This is a genomic window from Streptomyces sp. NPDC042638 (assembly GCF_040647235.1).
In the GTDB taxonomy this organism is placed as follows: Bacteria; Actinomycetota; Actinomycetes; order Streptomycetales; family Streptomycetaceae; genus Streptomyces; species Streptomyces rameus.
In genome coordinates, this window is record NZ_JBEZBT010000034.1 from 25,820 (window position 1) to 45,741 (window position 19,922).

19 protein-coding genes are annotated in these 19,922 nt (G+C 73.3%); 5 read left to right on the forward strand and 14 right to left on the reverse strand.

The features are described from left to right. Positions 1-83 precede the first annotated feature (83 nt). From AB0B40_RS24870 to AB0B40_RS24880, 3 genes are read right to left on the reverse strand one after another with little or no spacing between them, the layout of a single operon-like run. Positions 84-761: a response regulator transcription factor gene (locus AB0B40_RS24870; protein ID WP_345050339.1), complete on the reverse strand. Its 678-nt coding sequence runs from the start codon at positions 759-761 to the stop codon at positions 84-86. Continuing rightward, positions 758-1,993 carry a DUF5931 domain-containing protein gene (locus AB0B40_RS24875; RefSeq protein WP_345050337.1) on the reverse strand — a complete coding sequence of 412 codons (1,236 nt, stop codon included), beginning with the start codon at positions 1,991-1,993 and terminating at the stop codon, positions 758-760. Before AB0B40_RS24875 ends, AB0B40_RS24870 begins: the two co-directional genes overlap by 4 nt. A 35-nt stretch (positions 1,994-2,028) precedes the next feature. Further along, a complete protein-coding gene (locus AB0B40_RS24880; protein ID WP_345050962.1) occupies positions 2,029-2,760 on the reverse strand; it encodes a lysophospholipid acyltransferase family protein in 732 nt (243 codons plus the stop codon). A 117-nt stretch (positions 2,761-2,877) separates the two neighbouring features. On the opposite strand from AB0B40_RS24880, the gene AB0B40_RS24885 reads away from it, so the two are divergent. Both AB0B40_RS24885 and AB0B40_RS24890 read left to right on the forward strand, forming a co-directional pair. After that, positions 2,878-3,657, forward strand: coding sequence for an alpha/beta fold hydrolase (locus AB0B40_RS24885; RefSeq protein ID WP_345050335.1), 780 nt, complete (start codon positions 2,878-2,880; stop codon positions 3,655-3,657). Next, positions 3,650-4,342, forward strand: coding sequence for a hypothetical protein (locus AB0B40_RS24890; protein ID WP_345050332.1), 693 nt, complete (start codon positions 3,650-3,652; stop codon positions 4,340-4,342). The genes AB0B40_RS24885 and AB0B40_RS24890 overlap by 8 nt, the downstream gene beginning before the upstream one ends. Positions 4,343-4,348: 6 nt before the next feature. Here the strand turns inward: AB0B40_RS24890 and AB0B40_RS24895 are convergent, their stop codons facing one another. The 6 genes from AB0B40_RS24895 to AB0B40_RS24920 all read right to left on the reverse strand — a co-directional run bounded on the left by AB0B40_RS24895 (position 4,349) and on the right by AB0B40_RS24920 (position 9,319). After that, positions 4,349-5,095, reverse strand: a complete 747-nt coding sequence (locus AB0B40_RS24895) for an endonuclease/exonuclease/phosphatase family protein (RefSeq protein WP_345050330.1) — start codon at positions 5,093-5,095, stop codon at positions 4,349-4,351. A 106-nt stretch (positions 5,096-5,201) separates the two neighbouring features. Beyond that, on the reverse strand, positions 5,202-6,155 hold the full coding sequence (locus AB0B40_RS24900) for an ROK family glucokinase (protein WP_345050326.1): 954 nt from the start codon (positions 6,153-6,155) through the stop codon (positions 5,202-5,204). Positions 6,156-6,222: 67 nt separating this feature from the next. Next, entirely contained in the window at positions 6,223-6,702 is a 480-nt protein-coding gene (locus AB0B40_RS24905) for a DUF5304 domain-containing protein (RefSeq protein ID WP_345050324.1), read from the reverse strand. A 57-nt stretch (positions 6,703-6,759) separates the two neighbouring features. After that, the gene (locus tag AB0B40_RS24910; protein ID WP_362265641.1) at positions 6,760-7,932 is read right to left on the reverse strand and encodes an ArsA-related P-loop ATPase; all 1,173 of its coding nucleotides are present in this window, start codon (positions 7,930-7,932) and stop codon (positions 6,760-6,762) included. Positions 7,933-7,976: 44 nt separating this feature from the next. Then, positions 7,977-8,420: an SRPBCC family protein gene (locus AB0B40_RS24915; protein ID WP_345050319.1), complete on the reverse strand. Its 444-nt coding sequence runs from the start codon at positions 8,418-8,420 to the stop codon at positions 7,977-7,979. 143 nt (positions 8,421-8,563) lie between these two features. Then, on the reverse strand, positions 8,564-9,319 hold the full coding sequence (locus tag AB0B40_RS24920; protein WP_345050960.1) for a metallophosphoesterase: 756 nt from the start codon (positions 9,317-9,319) through the stop codon (positions 8,564-8,566). A 339-nt stretch (positions 9,320-9,658) separates the two neighbouring features. Here AB0B40_RS24920 and AB0B40_RS24925 point away from each other — a divergent pair, with 339 nt between their 5' ends. Then, a complete protein-coding gene (locus AB0B40_RS24925; protein ID WP_345050316.1) occupies positions 9,659-11,455 on the forward strand; it encodes an AMP-dependent synthetase/ligase in 1,797 nt (598 codons plus the stop codon). A 13-nt stretch (positions 11,456-11,468) separates the two neighbouring features. On the opposite strand, the gene AB0B40_RS24930 is transcribed toward AB0B40_RS24925, so the two are convergent. Together AB0B40_RS24930 and AB0B40_RS24935 are read right to left on the reverse strand one after the other, a co-directional pair. Beyond that, the gene (locus AB0B40_RS24930) at positions 11,469-13,055 is read right to left on the reverse strand and encodes a GMC oxidoreductase (protein ID WP_362265677.1); all 1,587 of its coding nucleotides are present in this window, start codon (positions 13,053-13,055) and stop codon (positions 11,469-11,471) included. A 101-nt stretch (positions 13,056-13,156) separates the two neighbouring features. Then, positions 13,157-14,299, reverse strand: a complete 1,143-nt coding sequence (locus tag AB0B40_RS24935; RefSeq protein ID WP_345050314.1) for a glycosyltransferase family 4 protein — start codon at positions 14,297-14,299, stop codon at positions 13,157-13,159. Between the two features lie 136 nt (positions 14,300-14,435). On the opposite strand from AB0B40_RS24935, the gene AB0B40_RS24940 reads away from it, so the two are divergent. After that, positions 14,436-15,671, forward strand: a complete 1,236-nt coding sequence (locus tag AB0B40_RS24940; protein ID WP_362265643.1) for a glycosyltransferase family 87 protein — start codon at positions 14,436-14,438, stop codon at positions 15,669-15,671. On the opposite strand, the gene AB0B40_RS24945 is transcribed toward AB0B40_RS24940, so the two are convergent. Further along, complete coding sequence (locus tag AB0B40_RS24945; RefSeq protein ID WP_362265645.1) at positions 15,632-16,954, reverse strand: MATE family efflux transporter; 1,323 nt, start codon at positions 16,952-16,954, stop codon at positions 15,632-15,634. The genes AB0B40_RS24940 and AB0B40_RS24945 overlap by 40 nt on opposite strands. 89 nt (positions 16,955-17,043) lie before the next feature. On the opposite strand from AB0B40_RS24945, the gene AB0B40_RS24950 reads away from it, so the two are divergent. Then, positions 17,044-17,577 (forward strand): PadR family transcriptional regulator, encoded by a 534-nt coding sequence (locus AB0B40_RS24950; RefSeq protein ID WP_345050309.1) that lies wholly within the window; start codon positions 17,044-17,046, stop codon positions 17,575-17,577. Here AB0B40_RS24950 and AB0B40_RS24955 read toward each other — a convergent pair. Both AB0B40_RS24955 and AB0B40_RS24960 read right to left on the reverse strand, forming a co-directional pair. After that, positions 17,558-18,745, reverse strand: a complete 1,188-nt coding sequence (locus AB0B40_RS24955) for a hypothetical protein (protein WP_362265647.1) — start codon at positions 18,743-18,745, stop codon at positions 17,558-17,560. The genes AB0B40_RS24950 and AB0B40_RS24955 overlap by 20 nt on opposite strands. Before the next feature lie 27 nt (positions 18,746-18,772). After that, a complete protein-coding gene (locus tag AB0B40_RS24960) occupies positions 18,773-19,786 on the reverse strand; it encodes an NlpC/P60 family protein (protein WP_345050305.1) in 1,014 nt (337 codons plus the stop codon). Between the last annotated feature and the right edge of the window lie 136 nt (positions 19,787-19,922).

A 19,922-nucleotide genomic window follows, 5' to 3' on the forward strand; every position in this document is an offset into this window, starting at 1 on the left:
TGACGATCGGTCACGCTAATGGTGATCCGCGTCACATCGGGAGAGGCGGGAGGGTGATTCGGATGCAGTCGCCGCGATCCGGGCTACTCGTCGTCGAGTCCGCGCTCTATCGCGTACCGCACCAGCTCGACCCTGTTGTGCAGTTGGAGCTTGCCGAGCGTGTTCTGCACGTGGTTCTGCACCGTGCGGTGGGAGATGACGAGGCGTTCGGCGATCTGCTTGTAGCTCAGGCCCTTCGCCACCAGCCGCAGCACCTCCGTCTCCCGGTCCGTCAGCCGGGGTGCGCCCGGCTCGCCGGCGTCCGGCGCGGGCACGGGCTCGGCGGCCAGCCGCCGGTACTCGCCGAGGACCAGTCCGGCGAGGCCGGGCGTGAACACCGCGTCGCCCACGGCCGTACGGCGCACCGCGTCCAGCAGTTCCCCGGTGGAGGCCGACTTCAGCAGATAGCCGGTCGCGCCGGACTTCACCGCCTCGAGCACGTCCGCGTGCTCACCGCTCGCCGAGAGGACGAGCACGCGCAACGCCGGGTTGTGCGCGACGAGTTCCTTGCACACCTGGACACCGGGCTTGGCGGGCAGGTTGAGGTCCAGCACGAGGACGTCGGGGGCGGCGGCCTTGGCACGGCGGACCGCCTGCTCCCCGTCGCCCGCGGTGGCGACCACCTCGAAGCCCGACTCGGCCAGGTCACGGGCGACCGCGTCACGCCACATGGGATGGTCGTCCACCACCATGACCCTGATCGGGTCCTGTCGCTGTGTCATCGCTGCTCCGCCTTCTTCACCCGCGCCCGCACGGCGCCCTTCGGTACCTTCAGTTCCACTTCGGTGCCCTGCCCGGGCACGGAGACGATCTCGGCGCTGCCGCCGAGGTCGCGCAGCCGGCCCCGGATCGACAGGGCCACCCCGAGCCGGCCCTCGCCCTCGGCCTGCGCGAGCCGGCCCTCGGGGATGCCGGGGCCGTCGTCCCGGACGGTGACGACGACCTCCTCCGGCTCGTCCTCCACCAGGATCCAGGCCCGGGCCCCCGCCCCGGCGTGCCGGCGCACGTTGTCCAGGGCGGCCCCGACGGCGGCGGCCACCTCACGGGCCGCGGCCGGCGGCAGCGGCACCGGGGCGCCGGGTTCGGCGAGGCTGAACCGGGCGCACGCGTAGGGGGCGAGCAGGAGGCGCAGGTCGACCGGGCCGGCCGGATCCTCCTCGCCCGGCTCCTCCACCAGCCGGACCACGGCGCCTTCGGCCAGGTCCTCCGAGACCCGGGACACCGGCACCAGACCGCCCGACACCAGCGTCCGCAGGGCCACTTCCTGTTCTCCGGCCAGCCTGCCCAGCTCGGCCGCCTCGCCGCCGAGGGCCGTGCCCCGGCGCTTCACCATCGCCAGCACCTGCAGCACGCTGTCGTGGATGTCCCGGGCCAGCCGCTCCCGCTCCCGGGTCGCGGCCTCGATCTCCAGCGCCCGGGCCAGGGTGCGCTCGGAGGCGCGGGCCACCTCCACGACGTAGCCGATCGCGATGGAGGCGACCCAGACGAGGACCACGTTGTGCACGGTGTCCCGGGCGGGGTGGCCGCGCTCGACCAGGTTGACGGCGGCCACGGCCGTGGAGGCGACGGCCGCCCAGCGCCAGCCGCCCTTGACGGCGAAGGCCAGTACCGCGCCGGCGGTCCATATCGACGGCAGGGTGGGGCCGCCGCCCGCGATCCGCTCATGGCTGTCGGCGACCGGCGTGAGCAGGATGCCGACGAGCGCGACAGCCAGGTCGACGGCCAGGAAACGCCGGGTGCAGCTCGCCGCGTTGGCCACCCGGGGCAGGGTGGTGAGGGTCCACGTGACCAGGACCGTGTAGTAGGCGACGGCGACCCAGGGGCGCACGAAGTGGTCGTACGCGGTGGCGCACAGACCGATGGCGTACAGCATGGTCAGGACGCGGTAGCCGGCGAGCGCGCGCCACAGCGGCAGCTCGACCGACATCCGCATGACGCGCTCGCGCTCGGGCATGTCCCCCCCGGTCCCCCCGGCTCTTCGGCCCCCGCCTAGGAGTCGGCCTGCTTCTTCTCGGCCTTCTCGGCCTTCTCCGCTTCCTTGGCCGCCTTGGCCGCCTCCGCGATCTGCCGCTTGGCGGCGGTGGCGTAGATGTCGACGTACTCCTGGCCGGAGAGCTTCATGATCTCGTACATGACCTCGTCGGTCAGGGCGCGCAGCACGAACCGGTCGTGCTCCATGCCCTGGTAGCGGCTGAAGTCCAGGGGCTTGCCGATCCGGATGCCGGGCCGCATCAGCTTGGGCATCACCTGCCCGGGCGGCTGGATCTTCTCCGTGTCGATCATGGCGACCGGGATGACCGGCGCGCCGGTGGCCAGTGCCACGCGCGCGAGGCCGCCGGGCTTGCCCCGGTACAGCCGCCCGTCGGGTGAGCGGGTGCCCTCCGGGTAGATGCCGAACAGCTCGCCGCGCTCCAGCACCTCGATACCGCTCTTGACCGCCGCCTCACCGGCGCCGCGCGCCCCGGACCGGTCCACCGGGAGCTGGCCGACACCCTTGAAGAAGGCCGCGGTGAGGCGGCCCTTCACGCCCGGGGTGGTGAAGTACTCGGCCTTGGCGATGAACGTGACCTTGCGGTCCAGCACGGCCGGCAGGAAGAAGGAGTCCGAGAAGGACAGATGGTTGCTCGCCAGGATGGCGGGGCCGGTGGCCGGAACGTTCTCCAAACCCTCCACCCAGGGCCTGAAGGCGACCTTCAGCGGCCCTCCGATGGCGAGCTTCATCGTTCCGTACAACACCCGTGTGCCTCCTGTTCGCGTCGAGGAGACCTTAACCCGGAGGACCGTCAATGGGCCCGACGGCCCTGGTCGGTGTCAGTGCGGTCGCGTACGGTGAAGCACATGCCAGTTCTCCCCGGAGCCGAGCCGTACCGCCATGAGGGCGGTGAGGTGGGGGTCCTCCTCTGCCATGGCTTCACCGGCTCGCCCCAGTCGCTGCGCCCCTGGGCGGAGCACCACGCGGCCCGCGGACTGACCGTCTCCCTGCCGCTGCTGCCCGGTCACGGCACCCGCTGGTCGGACATGCAGCTCACGACCTGGCAGGACTGGTACGCGGAGGTGGACCGCGAGCTGCGCGTGCTGGCCGCGCGCTGCTCCCGGGTGTTCGTCGCGGGCCTGTCGATGGGCGGGGCACTGGCGCTCCGGCTCGCCGCCCGGCACGGCGAGCGGGTCATGGGCGCGGTTGTCGTCAACCCGGCCAACAAGGTGCACGGCCTGTCCGCGCACGCCCTCCCGGTGGCCCGGCATCTGGTGCGCACGACGAAGGGCATCGCCAGCGACATCGCGAAGGAGGGCGCGGCCGAGCTGGGGTACGACCGGGTGCCGCTGCACGCCGCGCACTCGCTGCGGGTGTTCCTGCGCCGGCTGGACGGCGAGCTGCCCCAGGTCACCCAGCCGTTGCTGCTCATGCGCAGCGCCCAGGACCATGTCGTCCCGGCGGCCGACTCGGCGCGGGTGCTGAGCCGGGTGTCGTCCACGGACGTCACGGAGGTCGTGCTGGAACACAGCTACCACGTGGCGACGTTGGACCTGGACGCGGACCGGGTCTTCGAGGAGAGCCTCGCCTTCATCGGCAGGCTCGCACCCGGTGTCGGCAAGGAAGGGACGGCCGCAATTGGCTGAGCACGACTCCGGGCGAGAGGGCCGTGAGGACCGAGAGGGCCGAGAGGACCGCGAGCCGGACAAGCAGGAGGTGCCGTTCGACGAGGACGCCGCCTGGCGGGCCATCGTCGCCGGGTACGGCGCGGAACCGCCGGACCCGCCGGGTGCCCGGCCCTTCAGACGGGTGGAGGACCTCGCCCTGCCGGAGCCGGACCCGGCCACGGGCGCGGCGAAGGTCCCGGCGAAGGACACGGCGCGTCCGGGAGCCGGCCCGGTGAAGGAACCGGAGAAGGACCCGGGGAAGGAACCGGAGGACGAGCCCCGGCGCGACACGGACGACTCCGCTGACCGGCGGTCCGCCCGTCCGCTCGGCGGCTCGGTCTCCTTCGCGCCCGGTGTCGGCCCGCGCGACTACACGGTGCCCGAGCCGTCCGACGACGACTTCGACGAGGACGACGAGGGCCACTTCGTACCGCCGGAGCCGCCGCCGCTGCCGGCCTCGGACACGACCGCCAGGTTCGCCTGGCTCGGCGTGGTCGGCGGCCCCGTCCTGCTCCTGCTCGCGGTGGTTCTCGGCTGGAACATGACCTGGTGGCTGGCGACGCTCGGCATCGGCGGCTTCCTCGGCGGCTTCGTGACTTTGGTGGCCCGGATGCGGACGGACGACGACGAGGACGGTGACCCGGGACGCGGGGCGGTGGTCTGACGCCCGCTACGCCCCCGGGACCCGCAGGGCGGCCAGCACCGGCAGGTGGTCGGTGGCCGCGGTCAGATCGGCCCGGGTGACGCCCGGCTGCTCCAGGGGAACACCGCAGCCGAGCACCTCGACGCCCTCGGTGGCGAAGATCGCGTCGATGCGCTGGTGGGGGTCGGCGGGGGTGGAGGTGAAGTCACCGCCCCAGGGTGCGGTCGCCCGGCAGTCCTGGAGACGGGCGGCGAGCCGGCGGAAGGTGCGGCCGTCGGGGCGTTCGTTGAGGTCGCCGCCCGCGATGGCGTGTTCCACACCGAGTCCGGTGAGCCGGTCGAGGAGCAGGCCGCCCTGCGCGTAGCGCTCGTCCCGCTGGAGGCTGAGGTGGCAGCTGAGCACACCGAGGCGGGCGCTCCCGAAGCGGACCACCGCCGTGGCGAACCCGCGTCGGTGCAGGCCGGGAGTGAGGGGGAGCAGCACGTCCTCGGTTCGCTCGACCGTGGCGCGCAGGCCGCACAGGATCGCCGGTCCCGACGCCGTGGCGCCGCCGGTGAGGACGACCTGGCCGGAGGCGGCGGCGAGCCGGGCGAGTTTCTTGCGCCAGCGGAAGAAGCGGGGGGCCTCCTGGAGGAGGACCAGGTCGGGGGCGCAGGCGGTGATGACACGGGCGAGGGCGTCCGTGTCGTCCCGCATCGAGCGGATGTTGTAGCTCAGGACGCGGACGACGGCGGAACCGTCGGGTTCCGTACCGGAGTTGGGAAGCAGCTCCATGCCGGCCAATCTACGCCCGGCAGCCCGGGGCGCGGGGACCGCGGCGACCGCCGGTCGCACGTGGCTGGTCGCGCGGTTCCCCCCGCCCCTGGGCAGCGGGCGTCTGTCACATGATCGGGTCGGGCTCCCGGGCCAGGTCCGCCGCACCCACCAGGCCCGCCTTGTTGCCGAGCTGGGCCGCGATCACATCGGCCACCGGGCGCCAGTTGCCGCCGACCAGCCAGCGCTTGTACGACTTGCGGATCGGGTCCAGGACCAGTTCGCCCTCGTCGGACAGGCCACCGCCGACGATGAACGCGGACGGGTCGAAGAGGGACGCCAGGTCGGCCAGTCCCGCGCCGGCCCAGCGGGCCAGCTCGCGGTAGGAGTCGACGGCCACCGGGTCGCCCTGGCGGGCGGCCATGGAGATGTGCTTGCCCTCGATGCCGTCCGGGGTGCCGTCGCCCAGGGAGAGGAGCAGCTCGGCGTTCTCGGGGGTGGCGTTGGCGCGCTGCTTGGCGTAGCGGACCAGGGCGCGGCCGGAGGCGTACTGCTCCCAGCAGCCCTGCGAGCCGCAGCCGCACATCAGGCCGTCCGGGACCATGCGGATGTGGCCGAACTCGGCGGCCACGCCGAAGTGGCCGCGGCGCAGTTTGTTGCCGATGATGATGCCGCCGCCGAGGCCGGTGCCGAGCGTGATGCAGATGACGTTGCGGTGGCCCTTGCCGGCGCCGAACCGGTACTCGCCCCAGGCGGCGGCGTTGGCGTCGTTCTCGACCACGACGGGAAGGCCGGTGCGGGCCTCGACCTTCTCCTGCAGCGGCTCGTTGCGCCAGTCGATGTTCGGCGCGAAGTACACCGTCGAGCGCTGCCGGTTGACGTAACCGGCCGCGCCGATGCCCACGCCGACGATCTCGTGCCCCACGCGCGCGCCGTCGACGGCGGCGGCGATGGCGTCCACGATGCCCTCGGGCGTGCCCGGGGTCGGCACCTGGTGGGTCGAGAGGATGTTGCCTTCCTCGTCGACCACACCGGCCGCGATCTTCGTGCCGCCGATGTCGACGCCGATGGTGAGTCCCATGAATCCCTCAGTTTCGGTCGAGCCCCGCTACGGCCAACCGTACCCGAGGCCCCGCAGAGGGAAGGCTTCAGTCCAGGTCGATGCGCTCCCCCGGGCCGGTGCCCTCGCCCCCGTCGCGCCGGCCTCGCGGGTCGTCCGCGGGGTCGGCCGTGCGGGCGGTCCAGCGCTGTTCCTGACCCTGGACGGCGGAGCGGTAGGCGGCGAGCAGTTCACCGCCGGCCGCGGCGAGATGGTCGAAGACGTCCGGGTTGCGCTCCAGGACGGGTTCCACGGCGGCCTTCGCCTGCTCGACGACCTGCCGCACCACCTGCTGGGCGGCGGGTCCGGCGAGGCCGCCGAGGAGCGGCGACCGGAGGCCGGACAGCTTGTCGGCCACCGAGTCCACGAGCTTCTTCAGCTCCTCGGCGGCCGAGCCCGGCGGGGGGCCGTGCTCGGTACGGCGGCGGGCCTTCTGGGCGGCGAGGTCCTCGGCGCAGGCCGTGGCCCAGGCGTCGGCGTCGCCGGCCCGCTCCTCTTCCGGTTCGGCTGCGGGGCGCTCATCGCTCATGGCGGACTCCTGACTACGGTTCGCCTTTACGACGGTACCCGAACGGGCGTATTCCGTTCACCGTCCGGTGCCGGGCCACAGGTCCGGGTCCGGGGTGAACCGGATGCGCAGCTCGCCGTCCAGGAGTCCGGCGCCGGCGACGGTGCAGCGGCGCAGGGCCGAGGGCAGCGGCACGATCCGGCGGAAGGGGCCCGCCGTGATCAGGAGTTCGTCACCGCGCCGGACGAGGTCCAGTTCGTTCCGTATGGCGCCGGGCAGCGGGAGGTGCCAGACCAGCACGCCGTCCTCGGCGATGCGGTCGGCGACCGGCCACTCGACCGGGTCGGGTGCCGGGTTGACGGCGGGCACGGCGAGAGCGGCGAGGTCGTCGGGCCCGTGCGGGTCCCGGCCGAGGTGCGGGACGGCGTGGACGTCGTACGACTCCTGCCAGTCGGCGAGCGTCTTGCGCTGCTGGGCGAGGAGCCCGGCGAGCCAGCTGTCGGGGGCGGTGTCGGGCAGGACCCGGTTGGCGACCAGGGCCTCGGTGCGCAGGCCGCGCAGGGCGAGGCCGAGGACGGCGGTGCGCACGGCGTCGGCACCGGCCGGTCCCGGTTCGGCGACCAGGCGTACCGCGGTGTCCCGGTCGGCGAGGACGGCCTCCACGGCGGCCAGTTCGACGTCCCAGCGGGCGGCCGTCTCGTACAGCCAGTCGGCGGGCATGGGGACACCGGCCAGCCGGCCGAGGACCGGGCGCAGGGCGCGGGCGGCCTGCCGTTCGGGCGGCAGGAGGCGGCGCAGATAGCGGCGCAGTTCCTCGGGCAGACCGAGCAGGGCCAGGGCCCCGGACAGCGGCGGGAGGTCGACGACGAGCAGGTCGTAGCGGTCGCAGAGGGCCGCGTCCCGCAGCGCGCGCAGGAAGGAGAGTTCCTCGGCGCCGGGCAGCGGGGTGACCTCCTCGGCGTCCAGCCGGGCGGCGCCGAGCAGGTCGAGCACGTTCGCGGCCCGGTGCTGGAAGGCGGTGAGGTCCTGCCGGAACCGTTCCGTGGCGTCGGGCCGCCAGACGGTGAGGCACGGGGCGGCTTCCGCGGGGGCCGGTCCTGTTCCGGTGCCCAGTGCCACGCCCGGGGTGTCGGTGCGGTCGGCGCTGAGCAGGAGCGTGCGGACGCCTTCGGCCGCGGCGCGCAGTGCGGTGGCGGAGGCGATCGTGGTCCGCCCGCTGCCGCCCGGGCCCGTGATCAGGATGGTGCGCATGACGGTGAACGGTACCGCCGTGCCCGGGAAGTGGACGCGGGCGCCTACTTCTCGCCCGACTCGACCCTCTTCTTCAGGCCCGCCAGCGCCCGGTCGATGATGACCTTCTCCGCCTTGCGCTTGATCATGCCGAGCATGGGGATCTTGACGTCGACGGTGAGGGAGTAGGTGACCTCCGTCGCGCCCTGGCCCGCCGGCTTCAGGAGGTAGGAGCCGTCGAGGGAGCGGAGCATCTGGGACTTGACCAGGGACCAGGAGACCTCGTGGCCGCCGGTCCAGGTGTAGGCGAGGGTCTGGTCGTCCTTGATGGCGCCGGCGTCCATGACGAGGCGGACCTGCTGGGCGCGGCCCTGCTCGTCGGTGGCGAGGACCTCCGCCTCCTTCACCTCGCCGGTCCAGTCCGGGTAGCGCGCGAAGTCGGCGATCACCGCCATGACGTCGGCCGGGGCCGCCTCGATCGTGATGCTCGAACTGGTGTGTTCCGCCATCGCCGTGGCTCCTCCAGATGCGGGCCGTGTTGAGAGGTCTGTGTGCGCCGGGCTGCGCACGTGTGTGCAGCGTGAAGGCTACCGCGCCGCCGACCTGCCGCCTTCACCGCGCCCGCCGGTCCCCTCCCCGGGTCCCCCGGAACTCACCATTCGAGCGCCCAGGGCGTGCCGCTGCCGGCGAAGTGCCCCACGTTCACACACTCGGTGACGCCGATCCGCATCCGGCGCGCCAGCGGCTGGTGCACATGCCCGAACAGCGCGTACCGCGGCCGGGTGCGGCGGATGGCGTCCAGCAGGGCCCGGCTGCCCCGCTCGAAGCGGCGGGCCACCGTGTCGTAGACCAGGTCGGGCACCTCCGGCGGGATGTGGGTGCACAGCACGTCGACCTCGCCGACGGCCTCGATCTTCGCCGCGTACTCCTCGTCGCTGATCTCGTACGGGGTGCGCATCGGGGTGCGCAGGCCGCCGCCGACGAAGCCGAAGGTCCACCCGCCGATCTCCACCCGCTCACCGTCGAGGACCGTGGTGCCGGGGCGGGCGTACTCCGGCCACAGTCCCGGCATGTCGACGTTGCCGTAGGTGGCGTACGTCGGTGCGGGGAACGCGGCGAACAGCTCGGCGTACTGCTTGCGCACCGCCTTCTCGATGGCCGCGGCCCGGTCGCCGCCGATCCCGCTCCACAGCCGGGCGCCGAACTCACGGGCCTCGGCGAAACGGCGGGCGGTGCGCAGCTCGACGATGCGGTCCGCGTTCTCCTTGCCGAAGAGGTCGGGGAAGATCCCGCGCGCGTGGTCGGCGTAGTCGAGGAAGAGGACGAGATCGCCCAGACAGATCAGGGCGTCGGCGCCTTCGCCGGCCCGGGCCAGGTCACGGGCGTTGCCGTGCACGTCGCTGACCACATGGACCCGGGTCCGCCGCCCGCCGGAGGGTGAGGATGGCATGGTGATCAAGCGTAGGCGTGTGCGGTCCAGGTGAACAGTGCCGGTCGGGCCTGCGGTTACTGGCCGGTCGGTTCAGCTGTGGACTACTGTGCGCGAGGGACGGCCCGGGCGTGTGACGCAGCGAACATCTCGCCGGGACCCCCTGTCCTAGACGCCATACCGGCGGGTAACGTCCGGGCAGTCCAGTCGTGCTCTGGATTTCAGCCACCGAGATACCGGAGCACCAGCCCGAGCCTTGGACCGCACCGTCGCATCGCACAACGTCGTGGCGCCGGCGCCCTATGAGGAGCAGCAGTCTTGCGCGAGTTCAGCCTTCCGGCTTTGTACGAGGTCCCTGCGGACGGCAATCTGACCGACATCGTCCGCAGAAACGCCGCGCAGCACCCCGACGTCGCCGTCATCGCCCGCAAGTCGGCCGGCGCCTGGCAGGACGTGACCGCTCGGGAGTTCCTGGCCGAGGTCCGCGCCGCCGCCAAGGGGCTCATCGCCTCCGGGGTGCAGCCGGGTGACCGGGTGGCCCTGATGTCACGGACGCGGTACGAGTGGACACTCCTCGACTTCGCGATCTGGAGCGCGGGCGCGATCACCGTGCCGGTGTACGAGACCAGCTCGTCGGAGCAGGTGCAGTGGATCCTGTCCGACTCGGGCGCGACCGCCTGCGTGGTGGAGCTGGACACCCACGCGGCGGCCGTGGAGTCGGTGCGCGAGTCGCTGCCCGCGCTCAAGCACGTCTGGCAGATCGAGGCCGGGGGCGTGGCGGAGCTGGGCCGGCTCGGCCAGGACGTGTCGGACGCGACGGTGGAGGAGCGCGGCTCGATCGCCCGGGCCGACGACCCGGCGACCATCGTGTACACGAGCGGCACGACCGGGCGCCCCAAGGGCTGTGTGCTCACCCACCGCAGCTTCTTCGCCGAGTGCGGGAATATCGTGGAGCGGCTGCGCCCGCTGTTCCGCACCGGCGAGTGCTCGGTGCTGCTCTTCCTGCCGCTGGCGCACGTCTTCGGGCGGCTGGTGCAGGTCGCGCCGATGATGGCGCCGATCAAGCTGGGCTGTGTCCCGGACATCAAGGACCTCACCGGGGAGCTGGCGGCGTTCCGGCCGACCCTGGTCCTCGGTGTGCCGCGGGTCTTCGAGAAGGTCTACAACTCGGCGCGGGCCAAGGCGCGGGCGGAGGGCAAGGGCGCGATCTTCGACAAGGCGGCGGACACCGCGATCGCCTACAGCAAGGCGCTGGACAGCCAGTCGGGCCCGTCGTTCGGCCTGAAGGTCAAGCACAAGGTCTTCGACCGGCTGGTGTACAGCAAGCTGCGCGCGGTGCTGGGCGGCCGGGGCGAGTACGCCATCTCCGGCGGTGCCCCGCTGGGCGAGCGGCTCGGCCACTTCTTCCGCGGCATCGGCTTCACGGTGCTGGAGGGGTACGGCCTGACCGAGTCCTGCGCGGCGACCGCGTTCAACCCGTGGGACCGGCAGAAGATCGGCACGGTCGGGCAGCCGCTGCCCGGCTCGGTGGTGCGGATCGCGGACGACGGCGAGGTGCTGCTGCACGGCGAGCACCTGTTCAAGGAGTACTGGAACAACCCGGGCGCGACGGCGGAGGCGCTGGCCGACGGCTGGTTCCACACCGGTGACATCGGCACCCTCGACGAGGACGGTTACCTGAGGATCACGGGCCGGAAGAAGGAGATCATCGTCACGGCGGGCGGCAAGAACGTCGCCCCGGCCGTGATCGAGGACCGGATCCGGGCGCACGCGCTGGTCGCGGAGTGCATGGTGGTGGGCGACGGACGGCCGTTCGTGGGCGCGCTGGTCACCATCGACGAGGAGTTCCTGGAGCGGTGGGCCGCCGAACACGGCAAGCCGGCGGGGTCCACCGCGGCGTCGCTGCGCGACGACCCGGATCTGCACGCGGCTGTCCAGGCGGCCGTGGACGACGGCAACGCCGCGGTGTCGAAGGCGGAATCGGTGCGGAAGTTCCGCATTCTGGCCTCCCAGTTCACGGAGGAGTCGGGCCATCTCACCCCGTCGCTGAAGCTCAAGCGGAGCGTGGTGGCGAAGGACTACACGGACGAGATCGAGGCGATCTACGCCAAGTGATCCGGGCGGTGCCTCATGGCGCGGTGTCCTCCACGAGGACCCGCGCCATGGTGCGTTCGGCGAGGGCCGTGATGGTGACGAAGGGGTTCACGCCGATGTTGCCGGGCACGAGCGAGCCGTCGGTGACGTAGAGCCTGGAGTAGCCCTTGACCCGGCTGTAGCCGTCGGTGGCCCGGCCCAGTACGCAGCCGCCCAGCGGGTGGTAGGTGAAGTCGTCGGCGAAGACCTTGCCCGACGAGCCGAACAGGTCGTGCCGGTAGATCGTCAGGTTGGCCAGGTTGATCCGGTCGAACAGCTTCCTGGCCATGCCCACCGACACCGCGCTCTGGGCGGCGCTCCAGCCGAGCTTCACGGTCCCGGAGGCGGGGTCGTAGGTGAACGACGCCCGTTCGGGGTTCTTGGTGATGGCCAGGTAGAGGCTGATCCAGTGCTCGAAGCCCATGGGCAGCGGGGCGATCTCGGCGAAGACCGGGTTGTCGGGGTTGGCCCAGTCGTCGATGCCCATGACGGGCATGGTGGCCTGGTCGGCGCCGACGGTGTCCCAGACGTGGTTGGCGCGGGCCAGCATGACGTTGCCGTTGGTGCCCCAGCCCGCGCCGACGGCGGGGTCCAGGTCCGGCAGGGTGCCGGTGTCGCGGGCGCGGACGAGGAGTTCGGTGGTGCCGACGCTGCCGCCGCCGAGGAACAGGTACGCGCAGCTGTACTGCCTGGTCTCGACGACGGTGCCGCTGTCGTCGATCCGGTCGGCGGTCAGCAGGTACGAGCCGTCGCCCGCCCGGCTGACGGATCTCACCTTCTCCAGCGTGTGGAGGGTGACGTTGCCGGTGCCGAGGGCGGCGGCGAGGTAGCTCTTGTCGAGGCTGCGCTTGCCCTCGTTGTTGCCGTAGATGACCTCGCCGGCCAGCGCGGACCTGGTGGCCGTGCCGGCGGCCTCGCGCTGCATGTGGCCGAAGTCGTAGACGTTCGGCACGAAGGTGGTCCTGAGGCCGGCGTTGGCGGCGGCCTTCCGGGAGGTCCGGGTGAACCTGTACCACTCGGTCGACTCGAACCAGGCCGGGTCGACGGCGTTGACGCCGAGCATGGCGCGGGCGCGCGGGAAGTAGGTGCCGTACATCTCGTCCGCGTCCACGGCCGGGAACTGCTCGCTGAAGTAGGACTTGAGCGGGGTGACCGCCATCCCGCCGTTGACCAGGGAGCCGCCGCCGACGCCCCGGCCGACGTAGACGGACATGTTGTCGTAGTGCACGCGGTCGAGGACGCCCGGGTAGGGGGTGATCGCCTTGTTGACGACGTCCAGCCACAGGAAGCTGGCGAGCGGGGCCTCGGTGCGGGTGCGGAACCACATGGAGCGCTGGTCGGGGGCGCTGGTGGAGCAGAACACCTTGCCGTCGGAGCCGGCGGTGTTCCACAGCCGGCCCATCTCCAGGACGAGGGTGCGGATGCCGGCCTGGCCGAGGCGGAGGGCGGCGACCGCGCCGCCGTAGCCCGAACCGACCACTATCGCCGGGGCGTTGTCGACGGCGGCCGGTTCGGCCGCGCGGGCGGATTCGAGTCCGACGCGGGTGAGACCGGCCGTGGCGGCGGTCTGCAGGGCGATCATGCCCAGGATGTGACGTCTCGCCAGCTGATGCTGCATCAGTTTTGCTGCCATGCGCGCAGCATGTGCGGATTTTCCGGTTCCGGCTAGAGCCGCAGCAAGGATTACAGCAGTGCCTTCAGCTTCTCCGCGAGCAGGTCCCAGCGCCACTTCTCCTCGACCCACCGCCGGCCCCGCTCGCCCATGCGGCGGCGCAGTTCGGCGTCCCCGAGGAGCGCCGCGATCCGCTCGGCGGCCTCGGCCGGCTCACCGCCCCGGACGACCCAGCCGGTCTCCCCGTCGAGCACCGCGTCCGGCGCGCCGCCGGAGTCCCCCGCGACCACCGGCAGGCCGGTGGCGGACGCCTCCAGGTAGACGATGCCGAGGCCCTCCACGTCCAGGCCGCCGCGGCGGGTGCGGCAGGGCATGGCGAAGACGTCCCCGGCGCCGTAGTGCGCGGGCAGCTCCGACCAGGGCACGGCGCCGGTGAAGCGGACCGAGCCGGCGACCCCGCTCTCGTGGGCGAGGCGGCGCAGGTCCCGCTCGTAGGGGCCGCCGCCGACGATCAGCAGCACGGCGTCCGGTTCGGCGGCGAGGACGCGGGGCATGGCCCGGATCAGGGTGTCCTGGCCCTTGCGGGGAACCAGCCGGGAGACGCAGACCACGACCGGCCGGTCGGTGAGGCCGAGCCGCGCGCGGACCTCGTCACCGCCGGAGGCGGGGTGGAAGGTCTTCTCGTCGACCCCGGGCGGCAGCTGCACCATGCGGCCGGCCGCCTCGGGAGTCAGGGCGCCGGCGATCCGGGAGCGGGTGTACTCGCCCAGGTAGGTGATCGTGTCCGTGGAGTCCCCGATCCGGCGCAGCAGCTGCCGGGCGGCGGGCAGCTGGGCCCAGCCGGCCTCGTGCCCGTGGGTGGTGGCCACCAGCCGCTCGGCACCGGCCCGGCGCAGCGCGGGGGCCATCAGGCCGAGGGGGGCCGCCGCGCCGAACCACACCGAGGTGCAGCCGTGCTCGCGCAGCAGCCCGGCCGCCCGCCGGGTGGCCTGCGGGGTGGGCAGCAGCATGGTCGTACGGTCGCGTACGACGGTGAAGGGCTGCTCGGCGTCGAAGGCGGCGGTGGCCTCGGCGCCCTCCCGGCCGCGCTTCCAGGTGGACGCGTAGACGACCACCCGGGCGGGGTCCAGGCGGAGCGCCATGTTGTGCAGGAACGCCTGGATGCCGCCCGGGCGGGGCGGGAAGTCGTTCGTGACGATCAGGGTCTTGTGCATCGCCGCCGACCCTACCGAACGGGGCGCCCCCCGGTCGGGCGCGGCCGGGTCTGTGGCACGCGCACAGGGTCGCGGGACATCATGAGTGCGCGAAGGCGGAATCGAACGGCGCGGGAATCGAGCGGCAGGGGATCACGTGGAGACGAAGGGCACCGGGCGGTCCCCGGCATGGCTGCTCACCGCCTGGGGCATCACCCGCGCACCGCTGCTGCTGTTCGTGTTCCGGGTGTACGCCTTCCCCGGACCGGACGTCACCTCGGACGTGTCGGTGATCTACCGCGGCTGGTACGAGGTGCTGCGCCAGGGAACGTTTCCCCTGGACGACGTGACCTGGCAGTACCCGCCCGCCGCCGCCCTCGCGATCCTCTCCCCCGGCGCCCTGCCCTTCCTGTCGTACGCGCACGCCTTCTTCGTGCTGGCCTGCCTGGCCGACGCCGTCGTACTGGCCCTGCTGCTCCGGGCCGGCCGCGGCTCCGGGCGGTCGTGGCGCGGGGCCTGGGTGTGGGTGGCGGGCGTGCCGCTGCTCGGGCCGACCGTGTACGCCCGCTACGACGTGATGGTGACCGCGGTGGCCGTGGCGGCGCTCCTGGCCGGGGTCCGGCGTCCGCGGGTGATGGGGGCGCTGACCGCGCTCGGGGCGCTGCTGAAGGTCTGGCCGGCACTGCTGCTGGTCGGTGCCGTGCGACGGCGGGCCTGGATGTCGGCGGCGGTGACCGCGGCGGGCGTCGCGACGCTGTTCGCGGTGTCCATGCCGGGCGCCTTCGCGTTCCTGACCTTCCAGCGGGAGCGGGGCACCGAGGTGGAGTCGCTGGGTGCCCTGGTCTTCCATGTGGCCCGGCACTTCGGCTGGGACGGCCAGGTGCTGCTGAACTACGGGTCGATCGAGTTCCTCGGCCCGTACGTGGACCGGGTCAGCACCGCCGCGCTCGCCCTTACCGGCGCCTCGTTCGGCTGGCTGCTGCTGTGGCGGCTGCGCGCGAGACGCCTGACGGCGCACGTCCTCGCCGACGCGGCCCTCACGGCGGTGCTGCTGTTCACGGTGACCAGCCGGGTGGTCAGCCCGCAGTACCTGGTGTGGCTGATCGGCCTCGCGGCCGTCTGTCTGTCGCACCGGGCGAGCCGCATGGGGGTGCCCGCGCTGCTGGTCGTGCTCGCGTCCTTCGTGACGGTCCTGGAGTTCCCGCTCGGCTTCTCGCACGTGGTGCTGAGCGACTGGTACGGCATCACGCTGCTGGCGCTGCGCAACGGCCTGCTGGTCGCGGCCACGGTCACGGCGGCCCGCCGGCTGTGGCGCTCGACCGTCCCGCCGGGCGCGGCCGCCCCCTACCCGCCTCAGGCCACCCGGACCGAGGGGACACCGGTCCCCTCCTGACGCCCGGCCCGCCGCAGCGGTACCGCCACCGCCGCGCACTGCACGGCCATCGCCAGCGCCATCGCCAGGCAGACCCCGGGCAGGCCGAGGCCGCTGAGGGCGTAGGCCAGCGGCAGCTGGACGGCGGTGCCGAGCAGGGTGACCCGGAGCAGCACGGGCGCCGTGCCACTGCCTTCGAAGACCCCGCCGAGCGCGATGAAGCCCGCCGTCAGCAGCAGGTAGGGGCCGATGCAGCGCAGGAACAGCACGCCCTGGCGGACGACGTCCGGACCGGCGCCGAAGGCGTTCATGATCCAGGGGGCCGCGGCGGCGAACAGGACGGCGGCCGACAGACCGAGCGCGCCGGACAGGAGCACCGCCTGGCGGCCGACGTCCCGGCGCGCGTCCACTCCCGCGCCCCGCAGGTGGGCGGTGTGGACGGCCGCTGCCTGGCGTACCGCGTAGAAGGCCATGGTGGCGACGTACAGGACCTTGTACGCGGCCGAGTACGCGGCCACCGCCGGCACGCCGAGCCGGGCCACGATCGCCACCAGGACCAGCGCGGCGCCCTGCCGCACGGTGAAGTCGGCGGACATGGGCAGTCCGGTGGCGAGGGTACGGCGCACAGCGGCGCGGACGCCCTCGGCGGGACGTGTCCCGGCCGCCGTGCGCAGCGGCGCGGAGCGGCGCAGGGCGCGCAGCCCCACCGCGAGGGCCGCACCGCGGCACAGCACGGTCGCGGCGGCGGCGCCCGGGACGCCGTAGAGGTGGATCAGGACGGGGTCGGCGAGCAGGAGCAGCCCGTTGGCCAGCAGGGCGAGCCGCATCGGGGTGCGGGTGTCGCCGGTGCCCTTGAGGATGCCGTCGACGAGCTGCTGGGTGAAGAAGACGGCCATGCCCGGCAGGGAGATCGCGAAGTAGGCGGCGGCCAGGTGCCGGGCCGCGCTCTCGCCGCCGCCGAGCACCAGGGCGGCCAGCGGCTCGCGCAGCAGGAAGCCGCCCGCCGCGACCACGGGTGTGACGAGGGCGCACAGTGCCCGGCCCCCGCGTACGGCGGCCCGTACGGCGGCCGGGTCGCGGGCCCCGCGGGCGTGCGCCACCAGCACCGTCGTACCCGAGGCGAAGACCAGCGCGACGCCGAGCAGCACGTTCTCCGCGTTGGTCGCGACGGCGACCGCCGCCACGGCCGCACCGCCGCACCGGGAGACCCAGACGGTGTTGACGATCCCGGAGACGACCGAGGCCAGGAGCGAGAGGTAGACGGGGCGGGCGAGCGAGACGAGCTGTCCGCGGTGGGCGTTCACGTGATCCCCCTCTTATCGAGCTACCTCGTTTCGAGGTAGCTCGATAAGAGCTACCATGGTGCCCTGATCCGCCGCAAGGAGGAGTCCGCGTGCTGGAGTTGTCGATCCTGGGCTTCCTCGCCGAGGAACCGCTGCACGGCTATGAGCTGAAGGAACGCATCAAGGCGCTGAGCGGACACGTCCGCCCCGTCAGCGACGGCGCGCTGTACCCGGCCATCAACCGGCTCGTCGCCGCCGGCCTGCTCGACCAGCACACCGAGGAGGGCGCGAGCGCCGCCCCGCGCCGGGTGCTGTCCCTGACCGGGAAGGGCCGTGCGGAGCTGCTGGCGCGGCTGCGGGGCCCCAAGCAGCAGGAGATCACCGACCAGGTCCGCTTCAACACGCTCCTGGCCTTCCTGCGGCACCTGGAGGACCCCGCCGAGCAGGCCGCCGTCCTGCGCCGCCGGCTCGACTTCCTGCAGACCCCGGCCAGCTTCTTCTACCGGGAGGGCGAGCCGGTGCGGGCGGAGAAGGCCGGGGACCTCTTCCGGGAGGGCATGCTCCGGGTCGCTCGGGCCACCGGGCGCGCCGAGCGGGAATGGCTGCGGGAGGCCATCGGCACCCTCAGCCGAGCTGCGTCGTGACGTAGTCCCGCCAGCGCGCGGTGAACTCCCGCGGTGTCGTCCCGAGCACCTGCTCGAGCGCCGTCTCGACCGCGCCCGCCCGCTGCCCGTGGGCGCCGACGGCCCGGTAGAAGGCGCCGAGCCGGGCCGGGCCCCACTGGTCGGCGATCATCCGGCAGGCCAGCCAGCCGCTCTCGTAGGCCCGCGCCAGTTCGGTGGGTTCGCTGGTGAAGCCGAAGTCCGCGTCGGTGGGCAGTTCCCCGGGCGGCTCGCCGTCCCGCACGGCCCGGCCGAGTTCCGGGGCGGCCTCCTGCGCGGTCCGGCCGGTGCCGAGATAGCCGACCCAGTCGGCGTAGCCCTCGGAGAGCCACAGCGGAGTGGCGGCGGTGGTGTTCGCCCGGGTGGCGACATGGGTGGTCTCGTGGGTGAGGACGACCTGCTTGCCAACGTCACCGAGCACGCTGTACGCCTCCGGGTTGACCACCACCCGGTCCGCGGGCGCGCGGCCCCGGCTGCCCGCCTCGCCCGTGGTGACGGCCGCGATGCCCCGGTACTCGGCGGCGGACGAGCCGAGCAGGGCCGCCATGGACGCCAGGCTCCGCGGGACGAGGACGACGACCCGGCGGCTCCAGTCCGTGGCCCACACCCCGGAGACGGCCGGAACCGCGCGGTCGGCCAGCCGGGCGAACTCCGTCAGGCCGGCGGCGGACCCGCCGGTGCCGAGCACCAGGCTGTGCGCGCCCCGGACGACGGTCACCGTGCCCTGGTCCCACAACTGCTGCCCGGCCTGCCCGGCGGGCCGGTCGGCGGTGACGTACCAGCTGTCGTCGGCGGTGCGGTCGAGGGTGAGACTGCGGCGGGCGTCGACGGGGGCCCGGTCGTAGCCGGCGACGCGGTAGCTCAGCTCGGCGTCGGCGGTGGCGCCGGAGGCGGTGTGGTGCACGGCGGTCACCCGGTAGCTCCAGGCGGCCAGCGGAAGGGCGCGCAGCCGGGTGTACTCGGTGCGGGTGCCCGTCGCGCCGTACGCCGCCTCGTCGTGGCCGAGCAGGGCCGCCGAGCGCCGGTCGAGCACCTGCTGCACCTCGGTCCGGACCGGATCGCCGGACGGGCTGCCGCCGCAGCCGGCAAGAGACAACAGCAGACCGAGCCCTACGGCTCCGATGCTCCACGCCCGTCCGCGACCAGCCACGGCCCGATCGTACGGCGAGCGGGGCGGTCAGGGCCGGGTGACCGAGGAGACCGGCATCATCCCGACCGGGTCGTAACGCACCGGGGCGCCGGGGTAGGGCGCGTGGATGACCTGGCCGTGACCGGCGTACATCGCCACATGGCTGGCGTCGGAGCGGTAGACGACCAGGTCGCCGGGCCGGGCCTGGGAGAGCGGGACCTGCCGGCCGGCGAACCGCTGCTCCTGCGAGGTGCGCGGCAGATGAACGCCGGCGTGCCCGTACGCCCACTGCATCAGGCCGGAGCAGTCGAAGCCGGAGGGGCCGTTGGCACCCCACACGTAGGGGCGGCCCAGGGCGGCGCGGGCGGCGGCCAGGGCCGCGGCGGCGCGCCCGTCGGGGGCGTCGGCACCGGTCGGCACGGGCAGTTCGGTACGGCTGCCGCGGGAGGCCCGGTCGTAGTCGGCGCGTTCGGCGGTGGGCAGGGCGTTGATCAGCTGCCGGGCCCGGGCGAGCTTGCGCTCCACGGTCCGCTTGTGGACGGCCACCGCCTTGCGGGTCTTCTCCAGCTCGGCCAGCTTCCCGGCCGCCTCCGCGCGCTCCTGGGCGAGTTGCCGCATCGCGGACTGGAGCTCCTTGAGCCGGCCCGCCTGCCGGGCGCCGATCCGGTCGAGCGTGGCCGCCCTGTCCAGGTATTCGTCGGGGTCGGCGGAGAAGAGCAGGGCGACCGCCGGATCGATGCCGCCGGCGCGGTACTGGGCACCGGCCAGCGAACCGAGCTGCCCGCGCAGGTCGTTGACGCGCTGCTGCTGCCGGGCGATGTGGTCCTGGGCGGCGCGGACCTCTTGGCGCAGCTCGCCGGCGCGCTCGTCGGCCTTGTCGAAGGCCTGGGTCGCCTTCTCGGCCTCCACGTACAGGCGGTCCACCTCGGTGCGGGTGTCGGCGTCCGGCGCCGCCTGCGCCGGTACGGCGCCGAGCGCGGCTGCCGCGGCCGACAGCATGCACAGGGCGGCGGCGGCGCCCCGGTCGAACCCGGACGGTGCAAGGCGGCGATGGGACCCCACGTCAGTCCTTCTGCTGGCGGACACAGACCGTTTCCCCGGCGCCTGGGGACGGGGAGGCCCCACGCCGGGGAAACGCGGCAGACAGTAGCCGTGCGGACGGGTCCGGGCCAAAGACCTCGGAGTCAACACACAGTGA

What these genes read in the sequence shown, in the direction of transcription:
- AB0B40_RS24870 (WP_345050339.1), bottom strand. Translation starts at nt 761, where the DNA reads ATGACACAGCGACAGGACCCGATCAGGGTCATGGTGGTGGACGACCAT.
- AB0B40_RS24875 (WP_345050337.1), bottom strand. Translation starts at nt 1,993, where the DNA reads ATGCCCGAGCGCGAGCGCGTCATGCGGATGTCGGTCGAGCTGCCGCTG.
- AB0B40_RS24880 (WP_345050962.1), bottom strand. Translation starts at nt 2,760, where the DNA reads ATGAAGCTCGCCATCGGAGGGCCGCTGAAGGTCGCCTTCAGGCCCTGG.
- AB0B40_RS24885 (WP_345050335.1), top strand. Translation starts at nt 2,878, where the DNA reads ATGCCAGTTCTCCCCGGAGCCGAGCCGTACCGCCATGAGGGCGGTGAG.
- AB0B40_RS24895 (WP_345050330.1), bottom strand. Translation starts at nt 5,095, where the DNA reads ATGGAGCTGCTTCCCAACTCCGGTACGGAACCCGACGGTTCCGCCGTC.
- AB0B40_RS24900 (WP_345050326.1), bottom strand. Translation starts at nt 6,155, where the DNA reads ATGGGACTCACCATCGGCGTCGACATCGGCGGCACGAAGATCGCGGCC.
- AB0B40_RS24905 (WP_345050324.1), bottom strand. Translation starts at nt 6,702, where the DNA reads ATGAGCGATGAGCGCCCCGCAGCCGAACCGGAAGAGGAGCGGGCCGGC.
- AB0B40_RS24910 (WP_362265641.1), bottom strand. Translation starts at nt 7,932, where the DNA reads ATGCGCACCATCCTGATCACGGGCCCGGGCGGCAGCGGGCGGACCACG.
- AB0B40_RS24915 (WP_345050319.1), bottom strand. Translation starts at nt 8,420, where the DNA reads ATGGCGGAACACACCAGTTCGAGCATCACGATCGAGGCGGCCCCGGCC.
- AB0B40_RS24930 (WP_362265677.1), bottom strand. Translation starts at nt 13,055, where the DNA reads ATGATCGCCCTGCAGACCGCCGCCACGGCCGGTCTCACCCGCGTCGGA.
- AB0B40_RS24935 (WP_345050314.1), bottom strand. Translation starts at nt 14,299, where the DNA reads ATGCACAAGACCCTGATCGTCACGAACGACTTCCCGCCCCGCCCGGGC.